The 21,644-nt window shown below is 68.7% G+C and carries 23 protein-coding genes; 11 read left to right on the plus strand and 12 right to left on the minus strand.

Annotation, left to right across the window (positions count from 1 at the left end; translation table 11 throughout):
• Window positions 1-60: 60 nt before the first annotated feature.
• Window positions 61-498 (plus strand): DUF4174 domain-containing protein, encoded by a 438-nt coding sequence (locus I7S92_RS04220; RefSeq protein WP_197642229.1) that lies wholly within the window; start codon window positions 61-63, stop codon window positions 496-498.
• A gap of 62 nt (window positions 499-560) precedes the next feature.
• On the opposite strand, the gene I7S92_RS04225 is transcribed toward I7S92_RS04220, so the two are convergent.
• From I7S92_RS04225 to dprA, 8 genes are all read right to left on the minus strand, one after another.
• Complete coding sequence (locus I7S92_RS04225) at window positions 561-2,564, minus strand: acetyl-CoA carboxylase biotin carboxylase subunit (protein WP_197642230.1); 2,004 nt, start codon at window positions 2,562-2,564, stop codon at window positions 561-563.
• Between the two features lie 95 nt (window positions 2,565-2,659).
• Window positions 2,660-2,878, minus strand: a complete 219-nt coding sequence (locus tag I7S92_RS04230) for a hypothetical protein (RefSeq protein ID WP_197642231.1) — start codon at window positions 2,876-2,878, stop codon at window positions 2,660-2,662.
• Between the two features lie 145 nt (window positions 2,879-3,023).
• Window positions 3,024-3,422: a hypothetical protein gene (locus I7S92_RS04235; protein ID WP_197642232.1), complete on the minus strand. Its 399-nt coding sequence runs from the start codon at window positions 3,420-3,422 to the stop codon at window positions 3,024-3,026.
• Window positions 3,423-3,596: 174 nt separating this feature from the next.
• Window positions 3,597-3,728 carry a hypothetical protein gene (locus tag I7S92_RS23315; protein WP_277922945.1) on the minus strand — a complete coding sequence of 44 codons (132 nt, stop codon included), beginning with the start codon at window positions 3,726-3,728 and terminating at the stop codon, window positions 3,597-3,599.
• A 208-nt stretch (window positions 3,729-3,936) separates the two neighbouring features.
• A complete protein-coding gene (locus tag I7S92_RS04240) occupies window positions 3,937-4,335 on the minus strand; it encodes a DUF6497 family protein (protein WP_197642233.1) in 399 nt (132 codons plus the stop codon).
• A gap of 4 nt (window positions 4,336-4,339) precedes the next feature.
• Window positions 4,340-5,872: an acyl-CoA carboxylase subunit beta gene (locus tag I7S92_RS04245; protein WP_197642234.1), complete on the minus strand. Its 1,533-nt coding sequence runs from the start codon at window positions 5,870-5,872 to the stop codon at window positions 4,340-4,342.
• A gap of 359 nt (window positions 5,873-6,231) precedes the next feature.
• On the minus strand, window positions 6,232-8,829 hold the full coding sequence (gene topA / locus I7S92_RS04250; RefSeq protein ID WP_197642235.1) for a type I DNA topoisomerase: 2,598 nt from the start codon (window positions 8,827-8,829) through the stop codon (window positions 6,232-6,234).
• A 135-nt stretch (window positions 8,830-8,964) separates the two neighbouring features.
• Window positions 8,965-10,119: a DNA-processing protein DprA gene (gene dprA / locus I7S92_RS04255; protein ID WP_197642236.1), complete on the minus strand. Its 1,155-nt coding sequence runs from the start codon at window positions 10,117-10,119 to the stop codon at window positions 8,965-8,967.
• Between the two features lie 145 nt (window positions 10,120-10,264).
• On the opposite strand from dprA, the gene I7S92_RS04260 reads away from it, so the two are divergent.
• The 6 genes from I7S92_RS04260 (at window position 10,265) to I7S92_RS04285 (ending at window position 15,033) form a co-directional block, all read left to right on the plus strand.
• Complete coding sequence (locus I7S92_RS04260) at window positions 10,265-11,542, plus strand: 4-aminobutyrate--2-oxoglutarate transaminase (RefSeq protein ID WP_197642237.1); 1,278 nt, start codon at window positions 10,265-10,267, stop codon at window positions 11,540-11,542.
• Window positions 11,543-11,545: 3 nt separating this feature from the next.
• Window positions 11,546-12,700: a sugar-transfer associated ATP-grasp domain-containing protein gene (locus I7S92_RS04265; protein WP_197642238.1), complete on the plus strand. Its 1,155-nt coding sequence runs from the start codon at window positions 11,546-11,548 to the stop codon at window positions 12,698-12,700.
• Window positions 12,701-12,796: 96 nt separating this feature from the next.
• Window positions 12,797-13,057, plus strand: coding sequence for a YMGG-like glycine zipper-containing protein (locus I7S92_RS04270; protein WP_197642239.1), 261 nt, complete (start codon window positions 12,797-12,799; stop codon window positions 13,055-13,057).
• A 98-nt stretch (window positions 13,058-13,155) separates the two neighbouring features.
• Complete coding sequence (locus tag I7S92_RS04275; protein WP_197642240.1) at window positions 13,156-13,890, plus strand: energy-coupling factor ABC transporter ATP-binding protein; 735 nt, start codon at window positions 13,156-13,158, stop codon at window positions 13,888-13,890.
• A complete protein-coding gene (locus I7S92_RS04280; protein WP_197642241.1) occupies window positions 13,865-14,464 on the plus strand; it encodes a CbiQ family ECF transporter T component in 600 nt (199 codons plus the stop codon). The genes I7S92_RS04275 and I7S92_RS04280 overlap by 26 nt, the downstream gene beginning before the upstream one ends.
• A gap of 26 nt (window positions 14,465-14,490) precedes the next feature.
• Entirely contained in the window at window positions 14,491-15,033 is a 543-nt protein-coding gene (locus I7S92_RS04285; protein WP_197642242.1) for a biotin transporter BioY, read from the plus strand.
• Here the strand turns inward: I7S92_RS04285 and I7S92_RS04290 are convergent.
• The 4 genes from I7S92_RS04290 to metF all read right to left on the minus strand — a co-directional run bounded on the left by I7S92_RS04290 (window position 15,022) and on the right by metF (window position 18,741).
• On the minus strand, window positions 15,022-16,089 hold the full coding sequence (locus I7S92_RS04290) for a thiolase family protein (protein ID WP_197642243.1): 1,068 nt from the start codon (window positions 16,087-16,089) through the stop codon (window positions 15,022-15,024). The genes I7S92_RS04285 and I7S92_RS04290 overlap by 12 nt on opposite strands.
• Complete coding sequence (locus I7S92_RS04295) at window positions 16,077-17,315, minus strand: AMP-binding protein (RefSeq protein WP_197642244.1); 1,239 nt, start codon at window positions 17,313-17,315, stop codon at window positions 16,077-16,079. Before I7S92_RS04295 ends, I7S92_RS04290 begins: the two co-directional genes overlap by 13 nt.
• The gene (gene aroQ, locus I7S92_RS04300; protein WP_197642245.1) at window positions 17,312-17,752 is read right to left on the minus strand and encodes a type II 3-dehydroquinate dehydratase; all 441 of its coding nucleotides are present in this window, start codon (window positions 17,750-17,752) and stop codon (window positions 17,312-17,314) included. Before aroQ ends, I7S92_RS04295 begins: the two co-directional genes overlap by 4 nt.
• A 122-nt stretch (window positions 17,753-17,874) precedes the next feature.
• Window positions 17,875-18,741: a methylenetetrahydrofolate reductase [NAD(P)H] gene (gene metF / locus I7S92_RS04305; RefSeq protein WP_197642246.1), complete on the minus strand. Its 867-nt coding sequence runs from the start codon at window positions 18,739-18,741 to the stop codon at window positions 17,875-17,877.
• Between the two features lie 85 nt (window positions 18,742-18,826).
• On the opposite strand from metF, the gene I7S92_RS04310 reads away from it, so the two are divergent.
• From I7S92_RS04310 to I7S92_RS23445, 4 genes are all read left to right on the plus strand, one after another.
• Complete coding sequence (locus tag I7S92_RS04310; RefSeq protein ID WP_197642247.1) at window positions 18,827-19,735, plus strand: LysR family transcriptional regulator; 909 nt, start codon at window positions 18,827-18,829, stop codon at window positions 19,733-19,735.
• A gap of 51 nt (window positions 19,736-19,786) precedes the next feature.
• A complete protein-coding gene (locus I7S92_RS04315; protein ID WP_197642248.1) occupies window positions 19,787-20,476 on the plus strand; it encodes a DUF1194 domain-containing protein in 690 nt (229 codons plus the stop codon).
• A gap of 69 nt (window positions 20,477-20,545) precedes the next feature.
• On the plus strand, window positions 20,546-21,331 hold the full coding sequence (locus I7S92_RS04320) for an inositol monophosphatase family protein (RefSeq protein ID WP_197642262.1): 786 nt from the start codon (window positions 20,546-20,548) through the stop codon (window positions 21,329-21,331).
• A gap of 158 nt (window positions 21,332-21,489) precedes the next feature.
• The coding region (locus I7S92_RS23445; protein WP_197642249.1) for a helix-turn-helix domain-containing protein at window positions 21,490-21,644 on the plus strand (155 nt) is incomplete at its 3' end.

Consider the following 21,644-nt stretch of genomic DNA (forward strand, 5'->3'; position numbering starts at 1 on the left):
ACTCCAAAGCCTTTGGAAATCGCGTGCATAGCCCCTATATCGGGGACAAAGAGAGGCCCCATGCGACCCCTGCACATTGCTGTATTTGCTGCCCTTCTGCCGCTGGCCGCCCCGGCCCAGGAGGCCCCGTCCTTCGGCCCGCTGCCCGCGGCCGAGGTGGTCTTCGCCGAACAGCTGTATCTGAAACGGCCCATCGTGGTCTTCGCCGACAGCCCCAACGATCCCAGCTACAGCCGCCAGATGGAGCTTCTCGCCCGCTCCTACCCTGAACTCGAGGAGCGGGACGTGATCCTCGTCACCGACACCGACCCGGAGGCGCGCAGCGAATGGCGCCAGAAATTGCGACCGCGCGGCTTCTCGCTGGTGATCATGGACAAGGACCTGCGCCCGGTGATCCGCAAGCCCCTGCCCTGGGACGTGCGGGAGATCACCCATGCCATCGACAAGCTGCCCCTGCGCCGGCAGGAAATGCTGGAAAGGAATCCGGCCGGGCGCTGAGGCGGAACCGATTTCCGAACGGAAATCGTCACGGAATTCGTTCGAATTCCGCCGTCGTGCCATCATTCGAACTCCAGGATCACGTCATCGACCTTCAGGCTCGCGCCCGGGGCCGCCTTCACCGCCTTGACCACGCCCTTCTTCTCGGCCTTGAGGATGTTCTCCATCTTCATCGCCTCGACCGTCGCCAGCGCCTGGCCCTCCTGCACCTCGTCGCCGACGCCGACGTTGATCTTCACCACCAGCCCCGGCATCGGGCAGAGGAGGTATTTCGACGTATCCGGCGGCGCCTTCTCCAGCATCAGCCCGGCCAGGGCATGCTGGCGCGGGGTGCGGACATGCACCTTCAGCTCGGCCCCGCGCAGGCGCATCCGGAAACCCATCGGGATCTTCGCCACCTTGATCACCACCGGCTCGTCGCCGACATGCAGCCGGGCAAGCGGCTGGCCCGGCGTCCAGTCGCTGGTCACGCGCAGCTCGGTCCCGTCGTCGAAGACCACCGTGGAGCCTTCGGGATCGGCCGCCACCTTGACCGGGAAGGACACGCCCTGCGCCGTCACCACCCAGTCGTCGCCGACCCGGCGCGTATGGTTGTCCATCGTGCCGGAGATCCGGGTGCGCCGGATCTCCGCCACCCGGTTCATCGCCGCCGCCGCCGCCGCAACCCGGCGCAGGGTGGGCTGGTCCAGCCTGGCCCCCTGGAAGCCCTCGGGATATTCCTCGGCGATGAAGGCCGTGGTGATATTGCCCGAAACGAAGCGCGGATGGTCCATCACCGCGCCGACGAAGGGCAGGTTGTGGCCGATGCCTTCGACCTCGAACGTGTCCAGCGCCAGCCGCATCTCCTCGATGGCGTCCGCCCGCGTCGGGCCCCAGGTGCAGAGCTTGGCGATCATCGGGTCGTAGAACATGCTGATCTCGCCGCCCTCGTAGACGCCGGTATCGTTGCGCACGATCCCGCCGCGCTCGGTCTTGCCCTCGACCGGCGGCCGGTAGCGGGTGAGCCGGCCGATCGAGGGCAGGAAGTTGCGATACGGGTCCTCGGCGTACAGCCGGCTTTCCATCGCCCAGCCGTGGATCTTCAGATCCTCCTGCCGGAACGGCAGCGGCTGACCGGCGGCGACACGGATCATCTGCTCCACCAGATCGACGCCGGTGATCAGCTCCGTCACCGGGTGTTCCACCTGCAGCCGGGTATTCATTTCAAGGAAATAGAAGTTGCGGCTGCCGTCGACGATGAACTCCACCGTGCCCGCGCTGGTATAGCCCACCGCCTTGGCCAGCGCGCAGGCCTGTTCGCCCATCGCCTTGCGCGTCGCCTCGTCCAGGAAGGGCGAGGGCGCCTCCTCGATCACCTTCTGGTTCCGGCGCTGGATGCTGCATTCCCGCTCATGCAGGTAGACGCAGTTGCCGTGCTTGTCGGCCAGCACCTGGATCTCGATATGGCGCGGCTGGGTGACGAACTTCTCGATGAAGATGCGGTCGTCGCCGAAACTCGCCGCCGCCTCGTTCTTCGAGGACTGGAACCCCTCCGCCGCCTCGGCATCGGTCCATGCGATCCGCATCCCCTTGCCGCCGCCGCCGGCACTGGCCTTGATCATCACCGGATAGCCGATCTCGCGGCTGATCCTGACCGCCTCCTCGGCGTCGGCGATCAGGCCCATGTAGCCCGGCACCGTCGAAACGCCCGCCTCCATCGCGATCTTCTTCGAGGTGATCTTGTCCCCCATCGCCTCGATGGCCGGGCTGGGCGGGCCGATGAACACCACCCCCTCCACCTCCAGCGCAGCGGCGAAGTTGCGGTTCTCCGACAGGAAACCATAGCCCGGATGCACCGCCTGCGCGCCGGTCTGGCGGATGGCCTCCATGATCCGGTCGATCACGATGTAGGACTGCGCCGCGGGCGAAGGGCCGATATGCACCGCCTCGTCAGCCATCCGCACATGCAGCGCATTGCGGTCGGCGTCGGAATAGACCGCCACCGTCTTGATCCCCATCCTGCGCGCGGTCTTGATCACGCGGCAGGCGATCTCGCCCCGGTTGGCGATCAGGATCTTGTCAAACATCGGCTCCCCCTTGAGACGCGAAAAGCAAAGGACCACCCGGGCGGTCGGCCCGGATGGTCCTGCGTGGTTGGTGTGCCCGCCCGGAGGCGGCTAGATCAGTAGCCCGAGTTGCAGGGCGGCAGGCCCAGTTCGATGCCGCAGGTTGCGACGCCGGCCAGACCGCCAAGGGCCGCGCCCGCGACCATGTTCTCGTCCAGGGCATCGGCGACCAAGGCGCCCGCAGCGGCGCCGGCAAGACCGCGCGATGCGGGATCCTGCATGCAGCCGGCCAGCGGCATGGAGAGCATGGCGAAAAGGACAAGGGACTTGCGCATGTGGAACTGCCTCGTTTGCGTGTTGTTGTTGCGCGGGATTCTACCGCAACGCCACGGAATGCAAAGCGGTTTCTGGCCCATCCGGCACCGTCGGCAAAAGACCGCCCCGCCGGGACAAGCCGCGCCTGGAATGGACCCCGGACCATCACGCCTCGTCGTCCTCGTCCCAGTCGTCGTCCAGCGCGGCGGGGGCGTCCGGGGCAAAGACCTCGGGGAAAGCCGCCTCGGCCCGCTTCGCGTCGATCTTCAGCAGCGCCTCGTACGAGCAGGGATCGAACGGATCCTCGACCGCCACCACCTCGCGCCCGAACAGCCACGACAGCCGCCCCGCGTCCAGATTGCCACGTTCGAAAGGTTCCTCGCCGAAATACTGCCAGAGTGCCGCCATGAAGGCGCTGTCGGCCGCCCGGTCCAGGTTCTTGCGGTCCTTGAACCGCTCACGCCGGATCAGCCGGGTCGCGCCTTCCTTCACATTGGCACGGCGGATGGTGAACTGGAAATCCGTTCCCGGCATCCGGCCAGGAAAACCGCGGTGCTTCAGCATCTGACTTCACTCCTGTCTGCGATTGCAGCGGCACGGATAGTCGAAAGCGAAGCGGTCGCCCATAGGCGCAATGGTGCGGCGATGTCGGGGGAGGTGCGCCAGCCGGCGCGCGGGTCGGGGACCCGGGGGCGAGCAGGCCCGGTCAGCGGATGCCGACGGGCCCGCTCCGGAAAGTCACTTGTACTTGCCGGTGTAGGTCGGCTCGACGGTGACCGGCTCGACCACTGCGACTTCTTCTTTCTTCGCGCAAGCAGCCATAGCGGCAAACATGGCAACGACCAGAACGATACGTCCGCTCTTCGACATCCTCTACTCCATCCTTTTTGAGATGCACGAGGGCGATCTGCACCCGGCATCAGTTTGTTGACTTCGGCCGATTTGGCGCGGCCTGGCGGCACCATACCCGAACGGGTAGAGGAATGACACGCCAGCCGAACCAAGTTCCCGGCCTGTGGCGTTCCTACATCAGCCCCGTGGGCAAGACCAGCAGGAATTACAAGATTTTGCGCCCGCATCAGAATTGCTCCCAGATGCAGGTGCCCGTGCCGATCGCATAGCTCTCGAAGAACTGCACCACATCCGGCGCGGTCTGGCCGAAAGGCAGGTTTTCGCCGGAAAACGAGATGATGATGTGCTGCGGCGCAGGCACCATCCCCTCGGTCCGCGGCAGCGCATAGTCGTCGCAGAGCGCCTGCATATCCACCGCCGCCGCCTCGGCCTCGTCCGGGATCAGGCCCGGCGCAAGGAAGCGGAAGCGCGCCGCCGCGCCCTCGGTCCCCGGCGCGTTGGTCACCACCTCGATCAGCGACAGCGCGCGCCCCGAGGGGACCGGAATCCCCTCGCCGTCCTCCCGGCAGGCGGAGAGCACCGCCAGGACCGGCAGCGCAAGCAGGGGGAAAGTGCGGCGGGCCATGGGCTTACAGCGGGATATTGTCGTGCTTCTTCCACGGGTTGGCCAGCTTCTTCGTCCGCAAGGCGGCGAAGGCGCGGGCCACCCGGCGGCGGGTGGAATGGGGCATGATCACCTCGTCGATGAAGCCCTTTTCCGCCGCCACGAAGGGGTTGGCGAAGCGATCCTCGTAGTCCTTCACGCGCTGCGCGATCTTCTCGGGCTCGCCCAGTTCGGACCGATACAGGATCTCGACCGCACCCTTGGCGCCCATCACCGCGACCTCGGCCGTGGGCCAGGCATAGTTGAAATCGCCGCGCAGGTGCTTCGACGACATGACCACATAGGCCCCGCCATAGGTCTTGCGGGTCAGCACCGTGACCTTGGGCACCGTCGCCTCGGCATAGGCGAACAGAAGCTTCGCGCCGTGCTTGATCACGCCGCCATATTCCTGCCCCGTCCCCGGCAGGAAGCCCGGCACGTCCACCAGCGTCAAGAGCGGGATCTCGAACGCGTCGCAGAAGCGCACGAACCGCGCGGCCTTGCGGCTGCTGTCGATATCCAGGCACCCTGCCAGCACCATCGGCTGGTTCGCCACCACGCCGACCGACTGCCCCTCGATCCGGATGAATCCGGTGATGATGTTGGCCGCGAAATCCTTCTGCAGCTCGAAGAAATCGCCCTCGTCGGCGATCTTCAGGATCAGTTCCTTCATGTCGTAGGGCTGGTTCGGGTTGTCCGGGACCAGGCTGTCGAGACTCATCTCGACGCGGGCCGGATCGTCGAAGAAGGGCCGCACCGGCGCCTTCTCGCGATTGTTGAGCGGCAGGAAGTCGATCAGCCGTCGCGTCTCGGCCAGCGCCTCGACGTCGTTCTCATAGGCCCCGTCGGCGACGCTGGACTTCTTGGTATGCGTCCCCGCCCCGCCCAGTTCCTCGGCGGTAACCTGCTCGTTGGTCACCGTCTTGACCACATCCGGGCCGGTCACGAACATGTAGCTCGAATCCTTCACCATGAAGATGAAGTCGGTCATCGCCGGGGAATAGACCGCGCCGCCCGCACAGGGCCCCATGATCAGGGAAATCTGCGGCACCACGCCGGAGGCCAGCACGTTGCGCTGGAAAACCTCGCCATAGGCCGCGAGCGATCCCACGCCCTCCTGGATCCGCGCCCCGCCCGAATCGTTGATCCCGATCACCGGCGCGCCGTTCTGGATCGCCATGTCCATGATCTTGCAGATCTTCGCGCCATGCGTCTCCGAGACCGAGCCGCCGAAGACCGTGAAATCCTGGGCAAAGACATAGACCATGCGGCCATTGACGGTGCCCCAGCCGGTGACCACCCCATCACCCGGCGGCCGCTCGCCGTCCATGCCGAAGTCGTTGCAGCGATGGGCGACGAACATGTCGAATTCCTCGAACGAGCCTTCGTCCAGCAGAAGCTCGATCCGCTCGCGCGCGGTCAGCTTGCCCTTGGCATGCTGCGCCGCGACCCGCTTCTCGCCGCCGCCCGCACGGGCCACGGCGCGCCGCGCTTCCAACTCGTCAAGGATATCCTTCATCTCTTCCCCCCGGCCCGATGGCAGCGCCAATCTACATGAGGCCGGGCATTGCGAAAGCGCGAATGCGAAAATTTGCAAAGCGATTTGAAGGATGTCGCATCAAATCGCAAAGTTGCGAATTGATCCGCTTTGCCCGCAGTCGCATCCACAGCCCTGCCGCACGACAAAGCCCCTCCGGATCGTAAGCCCCCTGCGGTCAGCGGCCTCCGTCAGGTCGCCGCCGCGACCGTCGCACCGTGGCTTTGGCGATGGGGTCCGCACAAACGCAGGCGGCACGGCCGAAACCTTAACCCCAGGTTAATGCCCGCAGCCAACCCATTGATTCCGCTGGTTCCGCAACTCTGTCCACGCGTGGACACTCACTCCCCCGCCGCAGCCTTCTTCTTCGGGGCGGCCTTTTTCGCCGGGGCCTTCTTCTCGCCCGCCGCAGCCTTCTTCGCCGGGGCCTTCTTCGGAGCCGCCGCCTTCTTTGCCGGAGCCTTCTTCTTCGCCCCCGACTTCCCCGCCTTCTCGGCGATCAGGACCAGTGCCTCCTCCAGTGTGACCGCCTCCGGTTCCACCCCCTTCGGCAGGGTCGCGTTGACCTTTTCCCACTTCACATAGGGCCCGTATTTCCCCGGCATCACCTGGACCTCGCCCCCGTCGGGATGCGCCCCCAGCACCTTGAGCGGCCCCACCGCCGCCCCCCGGCCCCGCCCCCGCGCCGCCTTCTGGGCCAGCACCTCGACCGCCCGGTTCATCCCGATCGAGAAGACCTCCTCGACCTCCGGCAGGTTCGCATAGACCGGGCCATGCTTCACATAGGGCCCGAACCGCCCGATCCCGGCCTCGACCAGCACGCCGTCCTCCGGGTGCATCCCCACCTCGCGCGGCAGCGACAGGAGCGCCAGCGCCCGCTCCAGGGTCAGGCTGTCCGGCGTCCAGCCCTTCGGCAGGCTAGCCCGGTCCGGTTTCGGCTGCGCCTCGCTCGCCTCGCCCCGCTGGACGTAGGGCCCGAACCGCCCCGCCCGCAGGCTGATCTCCAGCCCGTTCTCGTCCTGCCCCAGCACCCGCCCGTCCGAGGCGACGCTCTCCGCGTCTCCCGCCAAGGGCCTTGTATAGCGGCACTCCGGATAGTTGCCGCAGCCGATGAAGGCCCCGCCCGAGCGCGCCGTCTTCAGGTGCAGCCGCCCCGTCCCGCAGGTCGGGCAGGCGCGCGGGTCGCCGCCATCGGCGCGGGGCGGGTAGAGGTGGGGGGCGAGGAACTCGTCCAGCTTTTCCAGCACCTCGCCGATCCTGAGGTCCGCCGTCTCGGCAATCGCGGCCGAGAAGTCGCGCCAGAAGCGGGCCAGCACGTCCTTGTAATCGCGGTCCCCGGCCGAGACGTCGTCCAGTTCAGCCTCGAGGTCGGCGGTGAAATCATATTCCACATACCGCTTGAAGAAGTTCGCCAGGAAAGCCGTCACCAGCCGCCCCTTGTCCTCGGGGAAGAGGCGGTTCTTGTCCTTTCGCACATATTCGCGGTCGACGATCGTGGTCAGGATCGAGGCATAGGTCGAGGGGCGGCCGATCCCCAATTCCTCCATCCGCTTGACCAAGGTCGCCTCGGTATAGCGCGGCGGCGGCTGGGTGAAATGCTGGTCCGGCGTAATCGCGCCCTTGGCCAGAGCCTCGCCCTGCATGACCTGCGGCAGGCGACCTTCCTCGTCATCCTCGTCGTCGCGGCCCTGGTCGTAGACCTTGAGGTAGCCATCGAACAGCACCACCTGCCCGTTGGCCCGGAAGCCCACTTCCCCATCCGGCGAGACGACGTCGACCGCCGTCCGCTCCAGCCGCGCGGCGGCCATCTGGGAGGAGATCGTCCGCTTCCAGATCAGGTCGTAGAGCTTGCGCTGGTCGTCCTCGACACGGATCTTCTCCGGCCCCAGGCCCATGTCCGTCGGCCGGATGCATTCATGCGCTTCCTGGGCATTCTTGGCCTTGTTCTTGTACATGCGGGGAGACTCCGGAACGTACTCGGCCCCGAAGCGGCGCTTGATCTCGTCGCGCGCGGCCATCACGGCCTCAGGGGCCATGTCGATGCCGTCGGTCCGCATGTAGGTGATATACCCCGCCTCATAGAGGCGCTGCGCGGCGTTCATGCACTGTTTCGCGCCCATGCCGTATTTGCGGCTGGCCTCCTGCTGGAGGGTGGAGGTCATGAAGGGCGGCCAGGGGTTGCGGGTCGCGGGCTTCGATTCTACCGCCGCCACCTTGAAATCGCGGTGTTTTGCTGCCTGCACCGCCAGTTCGGCCGCCGTGGCGGTGGGGATGTCGAATTTCGCGAGCTTCCTGCCGCCGAGCGTGACCATCCCGGCCTCGAACTCCTGGCCGCGGGGGGTGCGGAAGACGGCTTTCACCGTCCAGTATTCCTGGGCCTTGAAAGCCTCGATCTCCATTTCCCGCTCGACGATGAGCCGCAGGCAGACCGATTGCACGCGGCCGGCCGACTTGGCGCCGGGGAGCTTGCGCCAGAGCACCGGCGAGAGGGTGAAGCCCACCAGATAGTCCAGGGCGCGGCGGGCGAGGTAGGCTTCGACGAGCGCCTGGTCGACCTCGCGTGGTTCCTTCATCGCCTTGGTCACGGCATCCTTCGTGATCGCATTGAAGGTCACACGAGCGACGTTCTTCCCTTTCTTCAGCGAGCTTTGCAGGGCTTCCTTCAAATGCCAGCTGATCGCCTCGCCCTCGCGGTCGGGGTCGGTGGCGAGGATCAGCGTGTCGTCGGATTTCAGCGCCTCGGCTATGGCGCGGATATGCTTCTTCGACTCGGGCGCGACTTCCCAAAGCATCTCGAACCCGTGCTCGGGATCGACGGAGCCGTCCTTGGCGGGCAGGTCGCGGACATGGCCGTAGGAAGCCAGCACGGTGAAGTCCGGGCCGAGATATTTGTTGATCGTCTTGGCCTTGGCCGGGGATTCGACGACTACGACTGGCATGATTTCCCGAACTCCGACGGCCTTGCGAATGGCGCGGCAACATGTGGGAGAAGCGGCGGCAATGTCAACCGGCGGCGCGGATTGTCGCGGTCACACTTCGGCCAGACCCATTTTCGGCGTGGACTCCCGGACCCGTCAGTCGATCCGCGAGAGCAGGCCGCCCGGCTGGCGCGCGATGCGGCCATCCAGCTCGAGGTTGAGAAGTTCGGGCGCGAGTTCGGCGGGGCTGAGCTTCAGGTCACGCACCAGTTGATCCTCGGCCAGGGGGCTGGGCCCGAGGCGCGAAAGGATCATCGAATGGAGGAGCGCCACATCCTTCAGCGGGCGCCGCGGGGCCTGGGGGCCGGGAAGCGGCGGCTGGACCGGCAGGCGCAGGTCCGGCTCGGCCAGAGTGGGGGCCCCCAGCGCCTCTGCCACATCGGCCGGGCCGCGGACCAGAAGCGCGCCGTCGCGGATCAGCATGTTGCAGCCCGAGGCGCGGGCATCGAAGGGGTGGCCGGGGACCGCCATCACCTCGCGCCCATAGTCCAGCGCGGCTTTCGCGGTGATCAGGCTGCCGGATCTGGCCGCCGCCTCGACCACCACCACGGCGCGGCCAAGTCCTGCGACGATGCGGTTGCGCAGCGGGAAATGCCGGGCCTGGGGGACAAGGCCGGGGGGATGCTCGCTGATCCGGCAGCCCAGCGCGGCGATCCGGGCGGCCAGCGCGGCATTCTCGGGCGGATAGATCACGTCGATCCCGCCGGCCATGACGGCGATCGTGCGCCCCTCGCCCTCGAGTGCCGCCTCATGCGCGGCGGCGTCGATGCCGCGCGCAAGGCCCGAAACCACTGTGAATCCGGCCTCGGAAAGGCCCTGCCCCAGGCGGCGCGCCATGCGCAGGCCCAGCGACGAGGCATTGCGCGCGCCGACCATCGCGACCGAAGGGCGGTCGAGAAGCGCCAGGTCGCCAAGCGCCCAGAGGACCGGGGGCGCGTCCGGCAGGTCCGTCAGCGCGGCGGGATAACCGGCCTCGCCATGCACCAGAAGCCGGGCGCCGAGCGCGCGGCCCTGTTTCGCCTCGGCCTGAACCACGCCCAGGGGACAGATTTCGTAGTTTTCGACCCCGGCAGCCAGCGCGATGCCCGGCAGGGCCGCCAGCGCGGCGCGGGCCGTGCCATGTTCGGCCATCAGCCGGTGGAAGGTGACCGCCCCCACGCGGCGGGAGCGAACGAGGCGGAGCCGGCCCAGCCGGTCATCCTCCGTCCTGGGGGGTGTGGGGTGTGTGGGGTTGGAAATCTGCCCGTCCATCCGGCGCCTCGCCTCGTTCGCGAGTCGCAGATTGCACCGGGAAGGTTAACGATTGTTGAATCACACTGATCGGCATTGAACCCGGAGCGGTTTTTTGATCAAATGCGCCGAGGGCTCCGGGCGGGGCCGCACAGGGAGCAAGACCATGCTGAATGCCGAAGTAGCCAAGCGCCGCGACGAAGCGATCTCGCGCGGGGTGGGGATGATGACCCAGATCTACGCCGACCGGGCTTTGAACTCGGAAATCTGGGATATCGAGGGCAACCGCTACATCGACTTCGCCGCCGGGATCGCGGTGGTGAACACCGGGCACTGCCATCCGAAGGTGATGGCCGCAGTGGCGAACCAGATGTCGAAGTTCACCCATACCTGCCACCAGGTGATGCCCTACGAGAACTACATCCGCCTGGCCGAGCGCCTGAACGAGAAGGTGCCGGGCGACTTCAGGAAGAAGACGATCTTCGTCACCACCGGCGCCGAAGCCTGCGAGAACGCCATCAAGATCGCCCGCATCGCCACGGGCCGCAACGCCGTCATCGCCTTCGGCGGCGGCTTCCACGGCCGGACCTTCATGGGGATGAGCCTCACCGGCAAGGTCGAGCCCTACAAGAAGGGCTTCGGCGCGATGATGCCCGACGTCTTCCACGTCCCCTTCCCGATGGAGCCGCACGGCATCTCGACCAAGGACGCGATGGCGGGGATCGAGAAGCTGTTCAAGGCCGACCTCGACCCGGCCCGCGTCGCCGCGATCATCTTCGAGCCCGTGCAGGGCGAGGGCGGCTTCTACCCGGCGCCCACCGATCTGGTGAAGGCGATCCGCGCGCTTTGCGACAAGCATGGCATCGTGATGATCGCGGATGAGGTGCAGACCGGCTTTGCCCGGACCGGCAACCTCTTCGCGATGGAGATGCATGGCGTCGCGGCGGACCTGACCACCATGGCCAAGGGCCTTGCCGGGGGGCTGCCGCTGGCCGCCGTCACCGGGCGGGCCGAGTTGATGGATGCCGCCAATCCCGGCGGGCTGGGCGGGACCTATGCGGGCAACCCGCTGGGCATCGCGGCGGCCAATGCCGTGTTGGACGTGATCGAGGAGGAAGACCTCTGCGCCCGCGCGAACGAGCTGGGCAGCCGGCTGAAGCAGCGGCTCGAGGCGCTGCGCGCCACGACGCCGGAAATCATCGACATCCGCGGCCCCGGCTTCATGGTCGCGGTCGAGTTCGGCAATGCCGCCACCAAGGAGCCCGACGCGGGCTTCACCGGCCGGGTCCGGCTTGAGGCGCAGAAGCGCGGGCTGATCCTGCTGACCTGCGGCGTCTACGGCAACGTCGTGCGCTTCCTGGCCCCGATCACCATTCCCGACGCGCATTTCGCCGAGGCGATGGAGATTCTCGAGGCCTCGGTCGCCGCTGCCCGCCAGGGGTGATGGATGAAATACCTTGGCGAGACGGCCAGGGCGGGCGGCCATGACACCATGGCAGCGATCAATGATCTGGCGGCGAGGGGCGGACCGTCCCCCTGGCGCCAGGCGCTTCATCTCCTCTGGCTTGCCCTGTCCCGCAGCGGCGTCCGGCCCGAGGAATATTTCACCTATGCCCTGTGGCGGAAGGATCGCGGGCGGGCCTTCCTCAGGGGTTTCCTGCCGAACCACCGCAAGCGGGAGTTCAACGCCTCGTTCCTGATGCCCGACCGGGGGCTGGCCGAGGCGGTGATGAACGACAAGCTGGCGACCGAGACGCTGCTTCTGGCGCGTGGCCTGCCGGTCTCGCGCAGCCGCGCGGTCTGGCAACCGCCGGGCGCGGCGGCGCTGCCCGAATTGCCGGGGCTTAAGGTGCTGGAAAGCCCGGCCGCATTGGAGGGCTTTCTCTCCGACGCGGCCAACCTGCCCACCTTCGGCAAGCCGCGCGCCGAGAGCTTTGCCCGGGGCGCGGCCGTGATCGCGGGGCTGGCTGCGCCCGGCACCCTGCGCTTCCTGACCGGGGCAACCGCGCCGGTGCGGGCGCTGGCGGCCGAGATCGCGCAGGACTGGGGCGCGGGCTATCTGTTCCAGGATTTCTACCAATGCGCCGGTTCGATCCGCAGCCACACCGGGCAGGCCATGGCCTCGGTGCGGATCGTGACCCTCTGGACCGAGCGCGGGATCGAACCCTGGTATGCCGTGATCCGCCTGCCCGCGCGGACGGCGATGCATGACGGCGACGCCCTCGACCTGCGGATCTGGGGGCTGATCGAGCTGGAAACCGGCCGGATCGCCAGGCTGCGCAACCTGCGCGACCCGCTGACCCCGGACCTGACGCATGGCCACGACCCCGGCAGGCCCTTCCTCGGCACCACCCTGCCCGACTGGTCCCGCGCGGTCGAGATCTGCCGCGAGGGGCATCTTGCCTTCCCCGGCCATGGCATCATCGGCTGGGATGTGTTCCTGACCGATGCCGGCCCGCTTCTGAACGAGGCGAACGTGACGCCCGGCCACCTCTATCAGGTCGCGGCGCAGCGGCCGCTGCTGAACCCCGAGCTGCGCCCGGCCTACGAGCGGGCGAAGGCCTTCGCCCGCCTGCACGGTGGCGGCGCGGGCCGCTTCTGACATTGGACCGGCGGAAAATCGCGGATAGACACGACTGGGGGAACTTGGCCCCACGGCACACGTTATAGTGCCGAAAATCAGCTCTCGGAGGCTCACATGACCCGATTCCTTATCGTCCTTTCCGCCCTTCCCCTGACTCTCGCCGCCTGCACCCCGGCCGAGCAGAATGCGGCGATCGGCACCTTGGGCGGGGCTGCCGTCGGCGCCGCCGTCTCGTCGGATGACGACCGCGAGAAGGGCGCCGCGATCGGCGCCGTGGTCGGCCTCGTCGGCTCTCAGCTGATCGGGCCGGCCCAGAGGAGCGGCGACTGCTACTACCGCGACCAGTATGGCCGCCGGTTCATCGCGCCCTGCTGATGACAGACCTGCCCCCGCGTCCCGTGATGCGGGGGCACCACCTTCCCTCTCCGGCAGCCAGTGGCTAAAAGGGCGCGTCCCTTTGCGAAAGGCCACCGATGCCCGACCCCGCACCTTCCGGCATCCGGCTTGACCAGGCCACTGTCAGGCTTGGCGGGCGTGTCGTGCTGGACGGGCTGCGCCTGTCCCTTTCCGAACGGCGCATCGGCATCCTGGGCCGCAACGGCTCGGGCAAGACCACCTTGCTGCGGCTGATCGCCGGTCTGATCGCACCCGATCAGGGTCGCGTCACGGTCGAGGGCGCGGATCCCTTCGCCGACCGCAAGGCCGCGCTCGGCAACCTCGGCATCCTGTTCCAGAACCCCGACCACCAGATCCTGTTCCCCACCGTCGAGGAGGAACTGGCCTTCGGACTGGTCCAGCAGGGCCTGCCGCAGCGCGAGGCCCTGGCCCGCGCCCACGATCTTCTGGCCGGGGAAGGCCGCAGCCATTGGGCGCAGGCGCCGGTCTCGACCCTGAGCCAGGGCCAGCGGCATTACCTCTGCCTGCTCGCGGTCCTGATGATGCAGCCCCGGACAATCCTGCTGGACGAGCCCTTTGCCGGCCTCGACCTGCCGACCCAGGCGCGGCTTTCGCGCCGCCTGGCCGCCCTGCCGCAGCGGCTGGTGACGATCACCCACGACCCGGCGGCGCTGGAAGGGGCGGACCGGGTGCTGTGGCTCGAGGCGGGGCGGATCGCGCTGGACGGCCCGCCCGCCGAGGTGCTGCCCGCCTTCATCGCCGAGATGGAACGGATCGGAGCCTGCGATGCTGACGCTGACCTCGCCGGTTGAGATCTGGGCGCACCGCCTGCCTGCGGGGCTGAAGCTGGGGTTTCTGGCGCTGGCGACCAGCGGCCTGTTCATGCTGGACCGGCCGCTCTGGCTGGCCGCGGCGGCGCTGGCCGCGGCCGGGCTTTACGCCAGCGCCGGCGGCCGCTTTGCCCTGGCCGGTCTGCGGCTGCTGCGGCCGCTCTGGCCCTTCCTCGTCGTCGTCGGCCTCTGGCACCTCTGGACCGGGGCATGGCAGGCCGGGGGCGTGATCCTGTTGCGCATGGCGACGGCCGTGGCACTGGCGAATTTCGTCACCATGACCACCCGGCTGTCCGACATGATCGCCACCGTCCAGCGCCTGGCGCGGCCGCTGGCGGTCGTCGGCCTGTCGCCCCGCCGTCTGGCCCTGGCCATGGCGCTGGTCATCCGCTTCATCCCGGTGATGCTGGAGCGGATGGAGCAGATCACGCAAAGCTGGCGCGCGCGCTCGCCGCGATCTCCGCGCTGGCGGGTGCTGGTGCCCGCGACGCTCGCCGCCCTCGACGACGCCGACCGCGCGGCCGAGGCCTTGCGGGCGCGGGGCGGGGCTGGTTAATAGGCTGACGCAACCCGGAGACGAAGATGGAACGCAACCTCACCCATATCGCCCTCTTCGCCGCGCTGATCGCGGTCCTGGGGCTGGTCCCGAAGATCGACCTTGCCGCCGGGGTGCCGATCACCGCGCAATCGCTGGGCATCATGCTGTGCGGCACGGTCCTTGGTGCACGCCGGGGCGCGCTGGCGGTGCTGTTGTTCCTGGCCCTCGTCGCGGCTGGCCTGCCGCTGCTGTCGGGCGGGCGCGGCGGCCTGGGGGTCTTTGCCGGGCCTTCGGTCGGCTATCTGGTGGGCTTCCCCGTCGCGGCCTTCGTCACCGGCTGGCTGATGGAGCGGACGACGCTTTCCACCGGACTCGCGGCGGGCGCGGCCTCGGTCATCGGGGGGATCGGGGTGCTTTATGTGTTCGGCATCGGCGGCATGGCGCTGATGCTGGGCGTCACGCCGACCGAAGCCGCCTTCCTCGGCATGGCCTTCCTGCCGGGCGACATCGTCAAGGCCGTCCTCGCGGGCATGGTGACGCAAAGCCTGGCGCGGATGCGTCCGGCCTCGCTTCTGTCACGCGCCTGAGGCCTCGACCAGCAGCGCCGTCCCGATCCCGCCTGCCGCCGCGATGGCGGCAAGGCCCCGGCCCGAGGTGAGGCCGTGGAACAAGCGCACGGCAAGGATCGCGCCAGAAGCGCCGACGGGATGGCCTCGCGCCAGCCCGCCGCCGCCGGGGTTGACCAGCCGGGGGTCGAGCCCCGCGCCCTCGACCACCGCGACGGCCTGGACAGCATAGGCCTCCATCACCTCGGCCATCTGCAAGGGTTCGCCGCGCCATACCGCCCGGATCGCCGCGACCGGGGCGAGGCCCGGCTCCATCGGATCGCCACCAAGGGTCGCACCGGCCAGAAGCGCCAACCCCCTGCCCTGCGCCACCCGGTCCGAGACCACCAGGCAGATTGCCGCCGCATCCGCCGCCACCGCCGCCGTGGCCGCGGTGACGCTGCCATGCACCACCGGCGCGCGGGAGAGGAGGCGGGGCGAGAGCCGGCGGGGAAAGGCGTCCCGCGCGACACCCATCAGCGGGACGATCTCGGCGGTATCCAGCGCCAGCGCCCTGGCATGGCTTTCCACCGCCCAGTCCTCCTGCCGCGCGCGGGTGATCCCCAGCCGCCCGGCCAGCCGGTCCGCCGCCTCGGCCATGTCGGGGTCGCGCTCGGGCCAGGGGGTGAAGGGAGCCTGCTCGTAGGGGACCGGCGGGCCGCCGCCTGGGTCGGTCGCAAGCCGCAGCGGGCGGCGGGAGTAGCTTTCGGCGCCCCCCGCCGCCACCACCTCGGCCGCGCCCGAATCGACCAGCGCCCGGGCAAGCAGGATCGCATCCAGCCCGCCCGCGCATTGCCGGTCGATGCTCAGCCCGGCCGCATGCGGCAGCCCCGCCGCCAGCGCCACCCGCCGCGCGGGGTTGCCGCCGGCGCCAAGCGCGTTGGACAGGATCACCTCATCCACCCGCGCCGGCGCGATCCCGGCATCGGCCAGCACGGCCTGCACCACGGGGGCGGCCAGATCCTCGATCCGCAGCCGGGCGAAGGCCCCGCCGCGCGGGACCACGGCGGTGCGGCGGGCGGCGATCAGACGGGCCATGCGAGCCGCGCCCCGAGTGCCTTGAGGTCGGTCTTGCCGGAAGGCAGCACCGGCCAGTCCGCTTGCCAGATCAGCGCCTTGGGTGCCTTCAGCGGCCCAAGCTCGGCCCGCAGCCGCATCAGGATGGCGGCCTCGGCCCCCGGATCGCCCATCACCATCGCCACCAGCACCACGCCGCGCCGGGCATCCGGAACCGGCAGGACGGCCGCCCGACGAACCCCCGGCAGGCTTTCGATCAACGCCTCGATCGCCTCAGGAAAGACGTTCTGGTCGGCCACGGTGACCATCCGCCCCGCGCGCCCGTCGAGATACAGGAACCCGCCCTCCAGCCGTCCGATCTCTCCGACCGTCAACCAGCCGTCGCGCCAGCGGGTCTTGCCTTGCACCGGGTCGGCGGCGGACGCCCCCCCTCCCTCTCCCTCCCCCTCAAGGGGGGAGGGAAGCGCGGGATGGACGGCGTTCGCGGGGGCATCCGCGTAGCGCAGGAATAGATAGGGGCTGCGGGCCCAGACCTCTCCGGCCTCGATCCTGATCTCGACCCCCGGATAGGGGCGGCCGACCGATGCCTCGGGTGTCCCGTCATCGGCAAGGGTGATGAAGCTGGTCTCGGCCGCGCCGTAGAACTCGCGCACCTCGGCCGCCGGGGCCATGGCCGCGACCGCCGCCCGCAGCCGGGGGTCCAGCTTCGATCCCCCCACCAGCACCAGCCGCAGGTCGGGACAGGCGCCCTGCCCTTCCGCCAGCAGGCGCAACTGGGCCGGGGTGGCGTAGAGATGGGTAATGCCACGCCCGGCCAAGGCCTTGCGCTGCCGGTCCGGGCGCAGCGCGTCCAGAAGATGCACCGTAGCCCCCAGATGCAGCCCTTCGACCGCGCCATAAAGCGCCAGCGAGTGCACCAGCCGCCCCAGCACCGCCACCCTTGCGCCGGGACCGATGCCGAAGCCCGCATTCACCGCGAAACTGGCGGTCCACGAGGCTTGCGTCCGCAGGATCCGGCGCGGCTGGCCGGTAGAGCCCGAAGTCAGCGTCTCGAACACCGGCTGGTCCCGGGGCACGGGCGCCGGCTGGTCGGGCGCACCGATGCGGAAGGCGGGAAGGCCGATAGCAGCGGCGAGGCCCTGCGGGCTGTCGGGCAGCACCGGGCCGGCCAGCGGCTGGCGCGCAACCTCGCCCCCGGCGCCGTCGATGAGCCGCGCCGCCGGATGCCAGCGGAAGCCTTCGGTCATGCGCCGAGCAGCGTCGCCATCCGGCGCAGCGCCAGAAGGTAGCCCTCGGTGCCGAAGCCCGCGATCACGCCCTCGGCCCGCGAGGAGACGTAGGAATGGTGCCGGAACGCCTCGCGCTTGTGGATGTTGGAGATATGCACCTCCAGCACCGGGCCGTCATAGGCGTTCAGCGCGTCCAGGATGGCGATCGAGGTATGGGAATAGGCGCCCGGATTGATGATGATCCCGGCCGAGCCGTCCCGCGCCTGGTGGATCCAGTCGACCAGCTGGCCCTCGTGGTTGGATTGCAGGGCGCGCAGGCGCAGGCCCAGATCCTCGGCCAGGTCGGCGCAGCGCGCGGCCACGTCGTCCAGCGTCTCGCGGCCATAGATTTCCGGCTGGCGCAGGCCGAGGAGGTTGAGGTTCGGGCCGTTCAGGAGGGTGACAAGCTTGGACATGGGGCAAAGATTAGCCGGGCAAGCCCTTGAGCGAAAGAAAAAGATGGCGGCTTTCCGGGGCCTGACGGATCAGGTCGGAAAGCCGCCCAGGGAGACATCGTTCGCCCCTTTCGGGGCAGATCTCAGGCCACCTTCTCCAGCACCACCTCGGGCGTGATGCCCAGGGCGCGCACGACCTCGCGCGTCAGCTGCGGCCGGTTCAGGGTGTAGAAATGCAGGTCCTCGACCCCGCCCCGGATCAGCTTGTCGCAAAGCTGGGTGCATTGCGTCAGCGCCAGGAGATCCTCGCGCCCGTCGCGGGCGGCGGTGGCGAAGGCCTCGTCCAGCTTCGCGGGCACCTGCGCGCCACAACGGCCGGCGAATTTCTTCGCCCCCTCCCAACTGGTGATCGGCAGGATGCCGGGGATGATCGGGGCGTCGATCCCGGCCTTCACGCAGGCATCGCGGAAGCGGAAGAAGGTGTCGGCCTCGAAGAAGAACTGGGTGATGGCACTGGAGGCCCCGGCGTCGATCTTGCGCTTGAGCCAGGTCACATCGGCGCCGCTGTCGGCGGCGTCGGGATGCGGCTCGGGATAGGCGCCGACGCGGATGGTGAACTTGCCGGTGCGGGCCAGCGTCTCGACCAGTTCGACCGAATTGGCGAAGCCCAAGGGGTGCGGCACGAAACGCGCGGCCCCTTTCGGCGCATCGCCACGCAGCGCCACGATCTCGGTCACGCCGACGGCGGCATAGGCCTCGGCGATGGCCAGCGTCTCGGTCCGGGTGGCGTCGACGCAGGTGAGATGCGCGGCGACCGGCAGGCCGTAGTTGCGGTGGATGGTCGAGACCGCCTCATGCGTCAGCGTCCGGGTGGTGCCGCCCGCGCCGTAGGTCACCGAGACGAAGGAAGGCTGCATCGGCGCCAGAGCCTGCACCGTCTCCCACAGGCGGAACGAGGCGTCCAGCGATTGCGGCGGGAAGAATTCGAAACTGATGCGGGGTGCGGGCATGGGGCTCTCCTTCGATGGCCCCTTGTGGCAGGTTTCTCGATGTGAGACCAATTCATAGTTTTCACCTTCTTGATGAGGATCGCTCATGTACATCGAGCTGCGCCATCTGCGCACGATCCGCGCGATCCAGCAGGCCGGGGGGCTGGCGCGGGCGGCCGAGATGCTGAACATGACGCAATCGGCCCTCAGCCATCAGGTGAAGGGGCTGGAGGACCAGGCGGGGATGGAGCTCTTCGTGCGCCGGTCGAAACCGATGCGCCTGTCGGCCGCCGGACACCGGATGCTGCGCGCGGCGGAGCGGATCCTGCCCGAGATCGACGCGATGGAGGAGGAATTCCGCGCGCTTCGCGCCGGGCGGACGGGGCGGCTCCACATCGCCATCGAGTGCCACGCCTGTTTCGACTGGCTCTTCCCGGTGCTGGAGCTGTTCCGCCACGCCTGGCCCGAGATCGACGTGGACATCAGGGCCGGCCTCGCCTTCGAGGCGCTGCCCGCCCTGAACCGCGAGGATGTGGACCTGGTGATCTCCTCGGACCGGGAACCGCCACCGGGGATCATGTTCAACCCGCTTTTCGACTATCATCCGACCTTCGTCGCCTCGGCGCAGAATCCGCTGGCCGAGAAGCCGTTCATCACCGCCGAGGATTTCCGCGACCAGGTGCTGATCACCTACCCCGTCGGCCGCGACAAGCTGGACATCTTCACCGAGGTCCTGACCCCGGCCAAGGTCGAACCCCGGGCGCAGCGGACGGCGGAACTGACGGCGGTGATCCTGATGCTGGTGGGGTCGAACCGCGGGGTGGCGGTGCTGCCCGACTGGGTGATGCGCGAGGTCAAGACCAATGCCGACTACGTCACCCGCCCGCTCGGCCCCGATCCGGTGACCAAGCGCATGTATGCCGCGACGCGGGACGAGGATGTGGCCAAGCCCTACATCGCCCATTTCCTCCGCCTCGCCCGCAGCGAGCCGGTGAAGCTGCAGCGGGGTCTCTAGGGCGCTTTGCCGGACGGCCCCTTCGGTCTAGAATGTCCGGCGGAGGGCGTCATGCGGACCTGTCTCCTCCTGCCCCTGCTTCTTTCTGCCGCCCCCGCGCTGGGGGACTGCCGCCTTGCGCTTGCCCTGGCGGTCGATGTCTCGCGGTCGATCGACGCCGCGGACTACGCGATCCAGACCGAGGGCCTGGCCGCGGCGCTGGAGGATGCCGAGGTCCGCGCCGCGATCTTCGGCCCCGAGGGGACGGTCGCGCTGTCCGTCTACCAGTGGAGCGGCCCGGCGCATCAGGATCTGGTCCAGCCCTGGGTCCTGCTGGAGACGCCCGAGGCGCTGGATGCGGCGATCTGGGCGATCCGCCGGGCGACCCGGCCCGAACGGCGGCAGGCCACCGCACTGGGTGAGGCCTTGCGCTATGGCGCGGGACTCCTCGCCGCCGCGCCCCCCTGCGCGCGCCGGGTGCTGGACGTGGCGGGCGACGGGCGCAGCAACCAGGGCCTGCCGGTCGCCAGCGTCTATGAGAGCGATCCGTTCGAGGGCATCACCGTCAACGCGCTGGCCATCGGCGAGCACGAACTGGACCTGACCCGCTATTTCCGCGACGAGGTGATCCGCGGCCCCGGCGCCTTTGTCGAGGTCGCCCCCCGGCAGGTCGACTATCCGCAGGCAATTCGCCGCAAGCTCCTGCGGGAACTCGAAGGTCCGCAGATCGGCCTGCTGCCCCGTCCCCGCACCCGAAGCTGACGGTCCGCCCCCTTTCTTTCCCTGCCCCGACCGGCTATAGCCCCGGGCCTGAACGACGTGGAGCGGATGATGCAGGGCTCGGCCAACCTCAACCTGATGATCAAGGCGGCGCGCAAGGCGGGGCGCAGCCTGGTGAAGGACTTCCGCGAGGTCGAGAACCTGCAGGTCTCGGCCAAGGGGCCGGGCGATTTCGTCACGAAGGCCGACCGCGAGGCCGAGCGGCTGATCAAGGAGGAACTCCTTGGCGGCCGCCCGACCTATGGCTGGCTGGGCGAGGAGACCGGTGCCGCAGCCGGGGCCGACCCGACCCGACGCTGGATCGTCGATCCCCTGGACGGGACCACGAACTTCCTGCACGGCATGCCGCACTGGGCGGTCTCGATCGCTTTGGAGCACAAGGGCGAGATCGTCTCGGCCGTGGTCTATGACCCGGCCAAGGACGAGATGTTCTGGGCCGAGAAGGGCGCGGGCGCGTGGCTGAACGACAACCGCCGCCTGCGCGTCTCGGCCCGGCGCGCGATGCATGAGGCGGTCTTTGCCACCGGCGTACCCTTCGGCGCGAAGTCGACGCTGCCCGCGATGCTGAAGGACCTCGGCCGCCTGATGCCGGCCTGCGCCGGCGTGCGGCGCTGGGGCGCGGCCTCGCTTGACCTGGCCTTCGTCGCCGCCGGCCGCTTCGACGGCTATTGGGAGCGCGAGGTTTCCGCCTGGGACGTGGCGGCGGGCATCCTCCTCGTCAAGGAGGCGGGCGGCATGGTGCAGGGTCTGCGCGAGGGTACCGATCCGCTGGACGGCGCGCTGATCGCGGCGAATGACGGGTTGTTCGATGGTTTCGCCAAGGTGCTCCGGGGCTGAGCACGGCCGGACTTTTCGAAAAGTCCGGACCGGAGCCTTCAAAGGCTCCGATGCGATTTCTTCGAAGAAATCGCCCCTAGCTGTGAATTCTCAGGAGGTTGTTCACCCGAGGCGGGGTTAGGCTGCAATCGCCAAACTCCAGCCGAGGACCCCGCAGGATGAACAACCCGCACCAAGGTGCCCGCCTTACCGTCTACAGTCGAGAGCAGATCGTCGCCCGCCTCTGCGCGGGACAGAAGGCCGCCGAGGTGGCTGCCGCTTTCGGTGTTTCCCTCCGAACCGTGCGCAAGTGGCTGGCGCGGTTCCGCGCGGG

The organism is Tabrizicola soli (assembly GCF_015999335.1).
Lineage (GTDB): Bacteria > Pseudomonadota > Alphaproteobacteria > Rhodobacterales > Rhodobacteraceae > Tabrizicola > Tabrizicola soli.